Raw genomic sequence first — 12,382 nt, 5'->3', positions numbered from 1 at the left:
TGTCCAAAGGGGTCCGTATCCTTGCGCCGTGACTTCCGCTCCGCTTTCGGCCCTCCCGTTCGCCTTGATCGCCACTGACCTGGACGGGACCCTGCTGCGCGCCGGAGACACCGTCTCCGCCCGCTCGTACGCGGCGCTCGCGACGGCGCGCGCCGCGGGCGCCCAGCACATCATCGTCACCGGACGCCCCGTCCCGCAGGTCCGTCACGTACTCGACGACCTCGGGTACACGGGGCTCGCGGTGTGCGGGCAGGGCGCGCAGGTGTACGACACGGCGGCCGCGCGCCTGCTGCACTCCGTCGCGCTGGACCGGGAACTGGCCGAGGTGGCGCTCGGGAAGATCGAGGCGGAGATCGGCGAGGTGTACGCGGCGGTCAACCAGGAGGGGTTGGACGCCGAGATGCTGATAGGGCCGGGCTACCGGATGTGGCATCCGCACCTGCCGACGGTCCGGGTGCGCAGGCGCGCCGACCTGTGGGCCGCGCCGATCAACAAGGTGCTGCTCCAGCACCCGGAGCTCGACGACGACGAGCTGACGCGGGTGGCGCGCGGGGTGGTCGGGGACCTGGTGAACGTGACGATGGCGGGGGAGCACACGGTGGAGCTCCAGCCGCCGGGCGTCAGCAAGGCGAGCGGCCTGGAACTGGCGGCGCAGGAGCTGGGCGTCGGCCCGTCCTCGACGATCGCCTTCGGCGACATGCCGAACGACATCCCGATGTTCGCGTGGGCGGCCCACGGAGTGGCCATGGCCAACGCCCACCGCGAACTGACGGCGGTGGCCGACGAGCTGACCCTCTCCAACGAGGAGGACGGCATCGCGGTGGTCCTGGAACGCCTCTACCGCGGCTGATCCGCCCCGGGGCCGCGCCCGGACCCGGGAAGGGCCGGCCCTTCCCGCGTCCGGCCCTTCCCGGGTCCGGGCGCGGCCCCGGGGAAAGGGGGAGGCGGGTGGGGGACCGGCCCCGCGGGGCCCTCGGCCCGCCGCCCTCAGCCCGCCGCCCTCGGCAGCCGCCTCTCCCACGTCCGGTGGAAGAGGATCTCCTCCCCCTCCCGGCACACCACCTCGTTCGAGGTCAGGAACCCGCCCGCGTCACACGAGATCTCCGACCGGGTCTCCACCCGCACGTCCCACCCCGACTCCGGCCGGTGCAACCGGATCCGCCACCGCGAGCGCGTCCGCGCCGACAGCGCGTCCGCCGAGTCGATCTCGTAGACCTCCTCCGCGTCCTCCCCGTACTCCAGCCCGTCCGGATACACCCGCGTCCCCCCGTACCGGGGGTCCACCTCCAGCCGCCACCGTCCGCGCGCCACGTCCCGTACGACCAGCCGCTCCGGCCGCGGCTCGTCCAGCGTGGCCGGGTACGACACCCCCAGCGGCTCCGCCTGCTCCGGCGGCTCGAAGCCGACCTCCGGCTCCGGCCCCGCGGAGCGGACCGGCAGGACCACCGCACTCCCCGCCGGATCCAGCGTCCACCCCGCCTCCGAGCCGGCCCGCGGCCAGATCCACGGCCAGTACGCCGACGACAGCGCGAGCCGGATCCGGTGCCCCGCCGCGAACCGGTGCCCGATGCCGTTCAGCTCGAACACCACGTCCTCGTACGCGCCCACCGGCCACGGGACCGCCTTGTCCCGCCCCAGCCGCGCCGAGAGGTTCAGCGCGCCCCGCGTCACCAGAGTCGAGGACCCGTCGGGCGCCACATCGCACAGCCGCGCCACCACCTGCCCGTACGGGACGTCCATCCGCAGCCGGGCCGTCACCTGCGCGCGGCCCAGGACCTCCACCGGCTCGCGCCCCACCGGGAACTCGAAGCAGGCCGACTTCGCGTCCTCCTCCCGCTGGTCCGGCGGCAGGTCCGCCTCGTTGCCGAAGGGGAAGAACCGCCCCGCGTCCAGCCCCGTGTGCTGCGGCGAGGCCACGGTCACCGGTGCGCCCTGGAGTGCGTACGTGACCGGGGTGACGGCCGGGGACGGCCACTCGGCGTCCCCGACCCAGCGCCCCGGCAGCACCTCGTACGTGGTCGCCGGAGGGTGGGACTCCGAGATCCAGGACCGCAGCAGCGGCTCGTCCATCACCCCGTTCTCCGCGCCCTTCAGCCAGTGGTCCCACCACCGCAGGGTCTCCTGCAGGAACCCGATCGCCGGTCCGGGCGGCAGCCCCCGGTCCGGGTACTGGTGCGACCACGGGCCGATCAGCCCCCGCACCCGGTCGGCGGGCAGGTGCGAGACCAGCCGCAGCACGGTGTCCCGGTACGGGTCGTGCCAGCCGCCCACCGCCAGCACGGCGGCGCCGATCGCCGGGTAGTCCTCGCAGACGCTGCCGTGGCGCCAGTAGTCGTCCCGCGTCTGGTGGGCGAGCCAGGTGTGGATCAGGGGTTCGACGGATTCCAGCCGCGCCAGCCACTGCTCCCGCCAGCCGTCCCCGGCGAAGAGCGGGTCCGGCGGCCGCGCCGCGAAGGCCAGCATGGTCGCGGCCCAGGCGTGCATGTCCACGGCCAGCACCGAGCCGCCCATGTAGTGGACGTCGTTGTCGAACCGGTCGTCCGTCGAGCAGACCGTGACGACCGCCTTCAGGGCCTCGGGGGCCAGCGCCGCGATCTGGAGGGAGTTGAACCCGCCCCACGAGATCCCGAACATCCCCACGGACCCCGTGCACCACGGCTGCTCCGCCAGCCACTGCACCACCGCCGTCCCGTCGGCCAGTTCCCGCGCGTCGTACTCGTCGCCCGGGTTCCCGCCGCTGCAGCCGTGGCCCCGTACGTCCACCCGGACCGAGGCGTAGCCGTGGCCCGCGTACCAGGGGTGGCGCTGCCAGTCGCGGGGCGCGGTCCAGTCGGTCAGCCGGTACGGCAGGTACTCCAGCAGGGCCGGGACCGGCTCGTCGGTCAGCGGGCGCCAGATCCGGGCGTACAGCTCGACACCGTCGGGCATCGGGATCCGGACGTCCTCGTGCGCCGTCTCGTACGGGAACTCGGTACGGATGATCATTCGGCAACCACCTCAGTGGACGGGGTGCATCGTGCGCCGCAGCCACGGCGCGAGCGCGATCACGGCCAGGCCGGCCACCACCGCGATCGCGCCGTTGACGCCGAAGTACGCGGGGGCGGACACCTGGCCGTAGACCTTGACGACCTGCGCCTGGATGCCGTTGGCCAGGGCCAGCGAGAGGAACCACAGCGCCATGGTCTGGCTGGCGAAGGCCTTCGGGGCGAGCTTCGTGGTGGCCGACATGCCGGAGGTCTCCAGCAGGACGTCGCCGAGTCCGAGCAGCAGGTACGAGCCGACGATCCACCAGGCGGCCATCTGGTACGCCTCCCCGCCGTGCCCCGAGGTGGGGATGACCATCAGCAGGAAGGACAGGCCGCCCAGGATCACGCCGATGGCGATCTTGTTCGAGGCGTGCGGCTGGCGGCGGCCCATCCGGACCCACAGCGCGGCCACGACCGGGGCGAGCGCCACCTCGAACGCGCCGAGCGCGGAGGCGTACCAGCTCGCGGGGAAGTGGAAGCCCAGGATCTCGGTCCGGGCGCTCGTCGACGCGAGCAGCATCATCGTCGAGTACGCCTGGAAGAGGATGAAGTTGAAGGCGACCGAGGCCAGGAAGAGCACCACGTACGGGCGCAGCCGCCCGCGCTCCTCGCGCGTCACCCGCGGGCTGCGGAACATCACCGCGAAGTAGACGGCGGGCGCGATCACCGAGACGAGCGTGAGCAGGTCGACGAAGCGGTCCATGGTGAGCACGCCGAGGCCCGCCAGAAGGGTGGCGAGCGCGCCCGCGGCGAGGAGTCCGGCGACGATCCACCGCACGGCGCGGCGCATCGCGTCGGGCGCGAGGGCGTACTCGGCCGAGTGCTTTCGCCCGGCCAGATGGCGGCGGCCCAGGACGTACTGCACCAGGCCCGCGGTCATGCCGACGGCGGCGGCGGAGAAGCCCCAGTGCCAGCCCTGGTGCTCGCCGAGCCAGCCGGTGATCAGGGGTCCGGCGAAGGCGCCGATGTTGATGGACGTGTAGTAGAGGGCGAAGCCGGCGTCGCGCCGGTCGTCGCTCGTCCGGTACAGCTTGCCGACCATGCTGGCCACGTTGGGCTTGAGGAGGCCGGTGCCCGCGCTGATCAGGCCGAGGCCCGTCCAGGTCATGGCGGCCGTCGGCACCGCCATGGCGTAGTGGCCGCAGGCGATCAGGATGCCGCCCCAGAGCACGGCGCGGTACGAACCGAGGATCCTGTCGGCGAGCCACCCGCCGGCGACGGAGACGAGGTAGACCATGGTCCCGTAGGCCGCCGCGACGGAGGCCGCGGTGCCCGGGTTCATCCCCAGGCCGCCGTTGGCCACCGTGTCCGCGAAGTAGAGGACGAGGATGGCCTGCATGCCGAGGAACGAGAAGCGCTCCCAGACCTCCAGTCCGGAGAGCGTGGCGAGGCCCCGGGGGTGCCCGAGGAAAGCGTGGTCGTCTCCGGGCGGCGGCTGGTCCGCCTCCGGGTCCACCGGCTCCGCCGGTTCCTCTGTTGCGGTGACAGTTCTGGACAAAACGTATTCTCCGGTTGTTTCGGCTCCTCACGAACATACCGGTGCGCATCGGGCGGTGCGCGGGTGGCGACATGACGGCCGCTCTCGGTGATCGAAAACAGACCGGATACGCTGGCTTGAGTGATGGCAGCGACACATCGACAATCCAGGTGATCGTCACCGTGATCGTCAGCAGACAGGAGTACCCCTCGTGACCGTCGTCGGGCCGTTCGGACTGAGCGTGCGGGACCAGGCTCTTGAGACCGATGTCCAGGCCGGACTGGCCGCCGTCGAGGCGGGTCTGCTGGAGGCCACCAAGAGCGAAGTCCCCTTCATCACCGATGCCGCGCAGCACCTGCTGCGCGCCGGGGGCAAGCGGTTCCGGCCGCTGCTGGTGATGCTCGCCTCCCGATTCGGCGACCCCTACGCGCCCGGCATCGTGCCCGCCGCGGTGGTCGTCGAGCTCACCCACCTGGCGACGCTCTACCACGACGACATCATGGACGAGGCGGACGAGCGCCGGGGCGTGGCCAGCGCCAACGCCCGCTGGGGCAACTCGGTGGCCGTCCTGACGGGTGACTTCCTGTTCGCCCGCGCCTCGCACATCCTGGCCGACCTCGGGCCGGAGGCCGTACGCATCCAGGCCGAGGCCTTCGAGCGGCTGGTCACCGGCCAGATCCTGGAGACGGCCGGCCCGCGAGACGGCCGCGACCCGGTCGCCCACTACCTCGACGTCATGGCCGGCAAGACCGGCTCGCTGATCGCGGTCTCCGGCCGGTTCGGCGCGCTGATGTCCGGCGCCGACGAGTCGGTCGTCGACATCCTGACCCAGTACGGCGAGCGCCTCGGCATCGCCTTCCAGCTCGCCGACGACGTCCTGGACATCGCCTCCGACGCGCACGAATCCGGGAAGACCCCGGGGACGGACCTGCGCGAGGGCATCCCGACGCTGCCCGTGCTGCGGCTGCGCGAGATGGCCGCCCAGGGCGGCGACCCCGACGACCTGGAGCTCGTGCGCCTCCTCGACGGGGACCTGACCGACGACGCCCTGCACGCGCAGGTGCTCGCCCGGCTGCGGGTGCACCCCGCGCTCGAGCAGGCCCGCCGCGACACCGTCCGGTACGCGCAGGAGGCGCGGGCCGCGCTGGCGCCGCTGCCGGAGGGCTTCGCGAAGTCGGCGCTCGAGGAGCTGTGCGACGCGGTGGTGCACCGCGCCGGCTGACGGCCGTCCGACCCGGGCGAGGGCCCGGCATCCCCTACGGGTGGGGGATGCCGGGCCCTCGCCGTGTCATCCCTGGGGCGTACGCCGAGTTGGCCCCGGGGAGTGACGCCCCGACCCCCTCTCCTTTGGTCCCATGGAGACACACCAGAACGGGTGACACAGAGGTAGGGCAGACATGGCAACGAACGCAAAGACCCGCAAGGCCGCCCGGTACGCCGTACCGGTAGCGGTGGCGGGTGTGGCCGCCGCGACCGTGGCGATGGTCCCGGCCTTCGCGAACTCCGGCGGCCCCGACCTGCCGAAGATGACCGCGCAGCAGCTCATCGAGAAGGTCGCGGCCTCCGATGTGCAGCAGCTGTCCGGCAGCGCGAAGATCAGCACCGACCTGGGTCTGCCGAAGCTGGCGAGCGGCCTCCTCGGCGGCGGGGGCGTCGCGGGCGGCTCGGCCAACCCCGAGGACAAGATCGCGCAGCTGGCCAACGGCTCGCACACCGTGCGCGTCGCGGCCGACGGCCCGGACCGCCAGAAACTCACGTTCGTGGACGGCAAGGACGAGTACAGCCTCATCCACAACGGCGCCGACGTCTGGGGGTACGACAGCAAGGCCAACGAGGTCTGGCACGAGAAGAACCCCGGGGCGGCAGCCGGCAAGGACCAGAAGAAGACGGCCGAGCGACTCGGCGGCGCCTCACCGCAGCAGCTGGCCCAGGACGTGCTGAAGGCCGCCGGCCCGACCACGGACGTCAGCGTGGGCGAGACCGCGCAGGTGGCCGGCCGGGACGCGTACCAGCTGGTGCTGAAGCCGAAGCAGAGCGGATCCACCGTCGGCTCGGTCAAGATCGCGGTGGACGCCAAGAACGGCGTGCCGCTGCGGGTGCAGCTGCTGGCGGCCGAGGGCGGCAAGCCCATCGTCGACGCCGGGTTCACCAAGGTGGACTTCGCCAAGCCGTCCGCCGACACGTTCGCGTTCACCGCGCCCAAGGGCGCCAAGGTGACCGAGGACGCTGCCGAGGCCGGCAAGGAGGGCCACGGCAAGGACGGCCACGGCAAGGAGTTCAAGGGCCTGGACTCCTTCCCCGGCCTCGACGCGCTGACCGGCGGCATGGGCGGCGCGGGCAAGGGCGGCGAGACGAAGGTGCTCGGCGAGGGCTGGGCGACCATCGCCCGCATCGACACGGGTGCCGGCAAGGGCCTGCAGGACCTTGAGAAGTCCGCGAACGGCAAGGACGCCCCGAAGGAGGCCAAGCAGTTCTTCGACTCCCTCGGAGGCAAGGTCACCGGCAAGTTCGGCGAGGGCCGGGTCTTCAAGACCCGCCTGGTCAACGCCCTGATCACGGACGACGGCAAGGTGTACGTCGGCGCGGTCACCAAGGACGCGCTGGTGCAGGCGGCCGACGCCAACAAGTAGGGCCGCAAGCCCGGTAGGGCCGTGGAGCCGTAGAGCTGTGCGAAGGGTGGGCGGGGACTGTGTCCCTGCCCACCCTTCGGCCGTTCCGGCCCTGTGTACAGCGGGCCCGCTGTACCGTGAAAAGCATGTCGAGACACGTCACCATCCGCCTGGACGAAGAGTTCCACGAGCGCCTCAAAGCGCGCGCGGCGGCACTGGGGACGACGGTCACCGCGCTGATCACCGAGGTGACGGAACGCGAGCTCGACGAGGACCGGAAGAACTTCCTGTCCGGGATCGAGGAATTCGCCGACCACTGGAGCTACTTCCAGGAGCGGTTCGGCAATTGAAGATCACCATGGAGTGGGCCTGGACCGCTCTGGCCCACCATCTCCCGTCAGATCCCGCCGTGTGGGATCCCTCCGGGGTGGCCGCCGCGGTCGCCCGGCACCAGAACGACCTCGTCCTGGTGCCCGAACAGCCCGCCCCGGACACCGCGTGGCGGGCCGCCGCGTTTCTGCACACCCTCGCGGTGTGCCCGGCGCTGGAATCGCCGATGAACGAGTTCTACGCGGCCGCCGCCACGCGCTCGTACCTGCGCGTGGCGGGAGCCAAGCAGCTGCCCTCACCGGAGGACCTCGGCGACCTGGTCGAGGCGGCCAAGCTGGGCCGCGCCGACATCGCCGCGGTCGCCGAGGAACTCCGGTCCCTCATACAGGAACCGCAGACGGCCCCGTCCTAGGCCGTTCCCGCCTCAGAAGGTGATCTTCCAGCTGTTGATGTAGCCGGTGTCCTGCGCCGCCCCGTCCTTCACCCGGAGGTTCCAGACTCCGTTGGCCACCTCGCCCGACGCGTTGACCGTGTACGTCTGGACGAGGTTGTCGGCACTGCCGCCACTGCGGTTGTGCAGGTTGTAGACGGTGCCGTCGGGGGCCACCAGGTCGACCACCAGGTCACCGCGGTAGGTGTGGACGATGTTCACGTCCACCTTGGTGGTGGCCGGGGCATTGCCCGTGACGCCGGAGACCGTGATCGGCGAGTTCACCGCGGCGCCGGGGGAGTCCGGGATGTTCACGTCCGCCGTGTTCTCGAAGGACTGGCCCGGCGGGACCGGGGTGGCCGCGCCCAGGTTCCAGATCGCGTACGCGATGGCGTCCGAGTTGCGGTCCAGGGCGGTGTCGTTGATGTTCGCCGAGGTGTCGCACGAGGCGTGGTAGCAGCGGTCGAAGGCCTGCCCGGAGGTGCCGCCCCACTTCTGCGCCTGCGCCGCCGTCTTGGTGTAGTCGGCGCCGGAGAACAGACCGCCGACGGGGATGCCCGCGCTCTTGAACGGGGCGTGGTCGGAACGGCCGTCGCCCTCGGTCTCGATCTCCGTCGGGATGCCGACGCCCGCGTAGTAGTTCTTGAAGGTCTGCTCGATGGTCGGGTCGTCGTCGTAGACGAAGTAGCCCGGGTTCGGCGAGCCGATCATGTCGAAGTTCAGATAGCCGGAGATCTTCGACTTCTCGGCGGCCGGCAGGTTGTTCACGTAATACTTCGAGCCGATCATGCCGAGCTCCTCCGCGCCCCACCAGCCGAACCGCAGGTGCTTGGTGGGCTGGAGCTGTGCGCGCGAGACGGCGAGCGCCGTCTCCAGGATGGCGGCCGAGCCGGATCCGTTGTCGTTGATGCCCGGACCGGCGGTCACCGAGTCCAGGTGCGAGCCGGCCATCAGCACCGAGTTCGGGTCACCGCCCGGCCAGTCGGCGATCAGGTTGTAGCCGGTCGCACCGCTGCTGGTGAAGGTCTGCAGGGTGGTGGTGAAACCGGCCGCGTCCAGCTTGGCCTTCACGTAGTCGACCGAGGCCTTGTAGCCGGCCCGGCCGTGGGCGCGGTTGCCGCCGTTGGCGGTGGCTATGGACTGCAGCTGCGCCAGGTGCGCCTTGACGTTGGCGACCGGGATGTCGGGCGGGGTCGGCGCAGCGGTCGCCGCCGTGGGGGCGGCGAGAGCGGCGGGAGCGGTGGAGGCGAACAGGCCGGCGACCGCGATCGCGGTCACGGCGGCGAGACGCCGGGAGACGGACAGGCTCATGTGGGGGACTCCGGGATTCCGTTGGGGATTGAACGGAACGTGCGGGGTGGCGCAATTGAGCGATCGTGCGTCAGTGCGAGCCTGATGTTCAGTGGAAGGGTGACTGCCCGTCAAGACCGAGATTCGGTCAGGGTGGTTCGGAAAACGGACGATCCCCGCCACGGAAGTTCCGTGGCGGGGATCGTGGGGGTATTGGGGCGCCTGCGTGTCACGCCGGCTCGGTCGCCGGGGCCGGCACCGGCCCGGCCGCGGCGCGGGCCGCTTCGAGCCGCGCCCGGTTCTTGCGCGCCGTGCGCAGCGCGTCCCAGGTCAGCAGCGCCAGCGCGACCCAGACCAGGGAGAACCCGGCCCAGCGCTCCGGCGGCATCGCCTCGTGGAAGTAGACGACGCCGAGCCCGAACTGGAACACCGGGGCCAGGTACTGCAGCAGCCCGAGCGTGGACAGCGGGACCCGGATCGCGGCCGCCCCGAAGAAGACCAGCGGGATCGCGGTGACCAGCCCGGTCGCGGCGAGCAGCGAGGCGTGTCCGAGGCCCTCCGCGGCGAAGCTCGACCGTCCCTGGGCGCCCAGCCACAGCAGGTAGCCGAGGGCGGGCGGGAACAGCAGCGCGGTCTCGGCGGCGAGCGACTCGACCCCGCCCATGTTGAGCTTCTTCTTGATCAGCCCGTACGTGGCGAAGGAGAAGGCCAGGACCAGCGAGATCCACGGCGGCCGCCCGTACCCGACGGCGAGCACCAGCACGGCGGCCACGCCGATGGCGACCGCCGCCCACTGCGCCCGGCGCAGCCGCTCGCCGAGGAGCAGCACGCCGATCGCGATGGTGACGAGCGGGTTGATGAAGTAGCCGAGGCTGGCCTCGACGACCGCGCCGTTGTTGACCGCCCAGATGTACAGGCCCCAGTTCACGGAGATCACCGAGGCGGCCAGCGCCGTCAGGGCCAGCTTGCGGGGCCGGCGGAACAGGTCCCGTATCCAGGCCCAGCGGCCCATGGCCAGCAGCATGATCCCGACCACGCCCAGCGACCACACCATGCGGTGGGCGAGGATCTCGATGGCCCCGGACGGCTTGAGCAGCGGCCAGAACAGGGGGACCAGCCCCCACATCCCGTATGCGCCGAATCCGTAGAGCAAGCCCGTGCGTTGCTCGTTCTCCGCCTTCACGGGGCCCTCCAGTCGTGATTCGGCCAACTTCACGAAGGTAGCGCCGCGGGAACCGGATGTCATGCCCGTTCACGGGAGATACTCATGACACGTCCTGGGTCTTGCGCGGCCGCGGCGGGGCGGACTCAGGCCAGCGCGGAGGCGATCGCGTGGGCCACCGGGGTCGTCGGGCGGCCGATGAGCCGGGACAGGTCCCCGCCGGTGTGGGCCAGCCGGCCGCGGGAGATCGCCGCGTCCACGTCGACGAGGATCGCCGCGAAGCCCTCGGGCACCCCGGCGCCGGTGAGGATCGACAGGTGCGCCTCGGCCGGGACCTCGCTGTACGCGACCTGCCGGCCGGTCTGTGCCGCGACCTCGGCCGCGTACTCCGCCAGGCTCCACGCGGAGTCGCCCGACAGCTCGTACACCCGGTTCAGGTGGCCCTCGCCGGTCAGTACGGCGGCCGCGGCGGCGGCGTAGTCCGCCCGTGCGGCGGAGGCGATCCTGCCCGCGCCCGCGCTGCCCACGACCGCGCCGTGCTCCAGGACGGTGCCCAGGTGCCCGGTGTAGTTCTCGTGGTACCAGCCGTTGCGCAGGAAGGTGTGGGGCAGGCCGGAGTCGAGGATGGCCTGCTCGGTGACCTTGTGCTCGGCGGCCAGGTCGAAGTCGGCCTCGGGGCCGCCGAGGATCCCGGTGTACGCGAGCTGGGCGACGCCGGCGGTCTGCGCGGCCGCGATCACGGCGAGGTGCTGCGGAACCCGGCGGCCGACCTCGTTGCCGGAGATCAGCAGGACGCGGTCGCCGGAGTGGAAGGCGCCGGCCAGGGTCTCGGGGAGGTCGTAGTCCGCGACGCGCACCTCGACCCCGCGCGCGGCCAGGTCGGCGGCCTTCTCCTCGCTGCGGACGACGACGGCGACGCGCTCGGCGGGTACCTGCTTCAGCAGCTCCTCGACGACGAGGCGGCCGAGGGCTCCGGTGGCTCCGGTGACGACGATGCTCATGGGGTGCGCTCCTTGCGTGGGGACCGTGTTCTGTTCCGCGGTCTGACACCACCCTAGAGAGAGCGCTAACCTTTCGTAAGTACCCACTTCAAAGTAAGGTACTGGTATGAAGGTAAGTGAGCAGCCCTCGGTCAGCGTGAAGGCCCCGATGTGCCCCTCCCGCGGAGTGCTGGAGCACGTCACCAGCCGCTGGGGCGTCCTGGTGCTGGCCGCGCTCGTCGAGCGCCCGTACCGCTTCAGCGAGCTGCGCCGGGAGGTGGGCGGCGTCAGCGAGAAGATGCTGGCCCAGACCCTGCAGACGCTGGAGCGCGACGGATTCCTGCTGCGCGACGCCAAGCCCGTGATCCCGCCGCGCGTGGACTACTCCCTGACCGGGCTGGGGCGCGAGGCCGCCGAGCAGGTGTGGGCGCTCGCCCGCTGGACCGAGCGGCGCACCGCCGACGTGCAGGCGGCGCGGGCCGCGTACGACGAGGCCCGGAGCTCCTGAGGCAGGGGCTCCGGGCCTCGTCGACCGTTCGGCGGGCGCGGGTCAGCCGACGACCGTCCAGGTGTCGGTGCCGGCGAGGAGGGTGCTGAGGTCGCCCTTCCCCTTGGCGTCGACGGCCCTCTCCAGCTGCTCGGCCATCAGCGTGTCGTAGACCGGCCGCTCCACGCTGCGGAAGACCCCGATGGGCGTCTGGTGCAGGGTGTGCGGGTCGGCCAGCCGGGACAGGGCGAAGGCGGTGGTCGGGCCGGCGGCGTGCGCGTCGTGGACCAGGATCCGGGACTCGTTCTCGGGGGTCACCGTGACGGCCTCCAGCTCCCCGGTGGCCTGGTCGCGTACGACGCCCTTGTGGCCGTCGGCGCCGAAGCGGATCGGCTGCCCGTGCTCCAGCCGGATCACCGCCTCCTGCGCCTGGGTGCTGTCCTTGAGGACCTCGAAGGCGCCGTCGTTGAAGATGTTGCAGTTCTGGTAGATCTCGACCAGCGCCGTGCCCTGGTGGTCGGCGGCCGCGCGGAGCACCTCGGTGAGGTGCTTGCGGTCGGAGTCGACGGTCCGGGCCACGAAGGTGGCCTC

The 12,382-nt window shown here is 71.8% G+C and carries 11 protein-coding genes and 1 pseudogene; 6 read left to right on the top strand and 6 right to left on the bottom strand.

The window, feature by feature from the left end; genetic code table 11:
* Positions 1-28 precede the first annotated feature (28 nt).
* Positions 29-850: an HAD family hydrolase gene (locus K7B10_RS18030; RefSeq protein ID WP_229337087.1), complete on the top strand. Its 822-nt coding sequence runs from the start codon at positions 29-31 to the stop codon at positions 848-850.
* Between the two features lie 137 nt (positions 851-987).
* On the opposite strand, the gene K7B10_RS18025 is transcribed toward K7B10_RS18030, so the two are convergent.
* Positions 988-2,985 carry a CocE/NonD family hydrolase gene (locus tag K7B10_RS18025; RefSeq protein WP_229337085.1) on the bottom strand — a complete coding sequence of 666 codons (1,998 nt, stop codon included), beginning with the start codon at positions 2,983-2,985 and terminating at the stop codon, positions 988-990.
* 12 nt (positions 2,986-2,997) lie between these two features.
* Positions 2,998-4,482 (bottom strand): peptide MFS transporter, encoded by a 1,485-nt coding sequence (locus tag K7B10_RS18020; protein ID WP_229337083.1) that lies wholly within the window; start codon positions 4,480-4,482, stop codon positions 2,998-3,000.
* Between the two features lie 232 nt (positions 4,483-4,714).
* On the opposite strand from K7B10_RS18020, the gene K7B10_RS18015 reads away from it, so the two are divergent.
* From K7B10_RS18015 to K7B10_RS18000, 4 genes are all read left to right on the top strand, one after another.
* Positions 4,715-5,725 (top strand): polyprenyl synthetase family protein, encoded by a 1,011-nt coding sequence (locus K7B10_RS18015; RefSeq protein WP_229337081.1) that lies wholly within the window; start codon positions 4,715-4,717, stop codon positions 5,723-5,725.
* A gap of 175 nt (positions 5,726-5,900) precedes the next feature.
* On the top strand, positions 5,901-7,133 hold the full coding sequence (locus tag K7B10_RS18010; protein WP_229337079.1) for a LolA family protein: 1,233 nt from the start codon (positions 5,901-5,903) through the stop codon (positions 7,131-7,133).
* Positions 7,134-7,258: 125 nt separating this feature from the next.
* Complete coding sequence (locus K7B10_RS18005) at positions 7,259-7,462, top strand: YlcI/YnfO family protein (RefSeq protein ID WP_229337077.1); 204 nt, start codon at positions 7,259-7,261, stop codon at positions 7,460-7,462.
* Positions 7,459-7,854: a hypothetical protein gene (locus K7B10_RS18000; RefSeq protein ID WP_229337071.1), complete on the top strand. Its 396-nt coding sequence runs from the start codon at positions 7,459-7,461 to the stop codon at positions 7,852-7,854. Before K7B10_RS18005 ends, K7B10_RS18000 begins: the two co-directional genes overlap by 4 nt.
* A gap of 12 nt (positions 7,855-7,866) precedes the next feature.
* Here the strand turns inward: K7B10_RS18000 and K7B10_RS17995 are convergent, their stop codons facing one another.
* The 3 genes from K7B10_RS17995 to K7B10_RS17985 all read right to left on the bottom strand — a co-directional run bounded on the left by K7B10_RS17995 (position 7,867) and on the right by K7B10_RS17985 (position 11,325).
* Entirely contained in the window at positions 7,867-9,183 is a 1,317-nt protein-coding gene (locus tag K7B10_RS17995) for a M28 family metallopeptidase (RefSeq protein WP_229337069.1), read from the bottom strand.
* Between the two features lie 208 nt (positions 9,184-9,391).
* Positions 9,392-10,345 (bottom strand): EamA family transporter RarD, encoded by a 954-nt coding sequence (gene rarD / locus K7B10_RS17990; RefSeq protein ID WP_229345177.1) that lies wholly within the window; start codon positions 10,343-10,345, stop codon positions 9,392-9,394.
* A 125-nt stretch (positions 10,346-10,470) separates the two neighbouring features.
* Positions 10,471-11,325 carry an SDR family oxidoreductase gene (locus K7B10_RS17985; RefSeq protein WP_229337067.1) on the bottom strand — a complete coding sequence of 285 codons (855 nt, stop codon included), beginning with the start codon at positions 11,323-11,325 and terminating at the stop codon, positions 10,471-10,473.
* A 106-nt stretch (positions 11,326-11,431) separates the two neighbouring features.
* On the opposite strand from K7B10_RS17985, the gene K7B10_RS17980 reads away from it, so the two are divergent.
* The gene (locus tag K7B10_RS17980; protein WP_229337065.1) at positions 11,432-11,812 is read left to right on the top strand and encodes a winged helix-turn-helix transcriptional regulator; all 381 of its coding nucleotides are present in this window, start codon (positions 11,432-11,434) and stop codon (positions 11,810-11,812) included.
* A 42-nt stretch (positions 11,813-11,854) separates the two neighbouring features.
* On the opposite strand, the pseudogene K7B10_RS17975 reads toward K7B10_RS17980, so the two are convergent.
* Positions 11,855-12,382 (bottom strand): annotated as a pseudogene (locus K7B10_RS17975) (2-oxoacid:ferredoxin oxidoreductase subunit beta); the annotation flags it as partial.

Source organism: Streptomyces flavotricini (assembly GCF_020639365.1).
GTDB lineage: Bacteria > Actinomycetota > Actinomycetes > Streptomycetales > Streptomycetaceae > Streptomyces > Streptomyces flavotricini.
This window is presented reverse-complemented; position numbering and strand designations above follow the sequence as displayed.

Coding starts and splice junctions, on each gene's coding strand:
- K7B10_RS18025 (WP_229337085.1), bottom strand. CDS start 2,985: ATGATCATCCGTACCGAGTTCCCGTACGAGACGGCGCACGAGGACGTC.
- K7B10_RS18010 (WP_229337079.1), top strand. CDS start 5,901: ATGGCAACGAACGCAAAGACCCGCAAGGCCGCCCGGTACGCCGTACCG.
- K7B10_RS18005 (WP_229337077.1), top strand. CDS start 7,259: ATGTCGAGACACGTCACCATCCGCCTGGACGAAGAGTTCCACGAGCGC.
- K7B10_RS17995 (WP_229337069.1), bottom strand. CDS start 9,183: ATGAGCCTGTCCGTCTCCCGGCGTCTCGCCGCCGTGACCGCGATCGCG.
- K7B10_RS17985 (WP_229337067.1), bottom strand. CDS start 11,325: ATGAGCATCGTCGTCACCGGAGCCACCGGAGCCCTCGGCCGCCTCGTC.
- K7B10_RS17980 (WP_229337065.1), top strand. CDS start 11,432: ATGAAGGTAAGTGAGCAGCCCTCGGTCAGCGTGAAGGCCCCGATGTGC.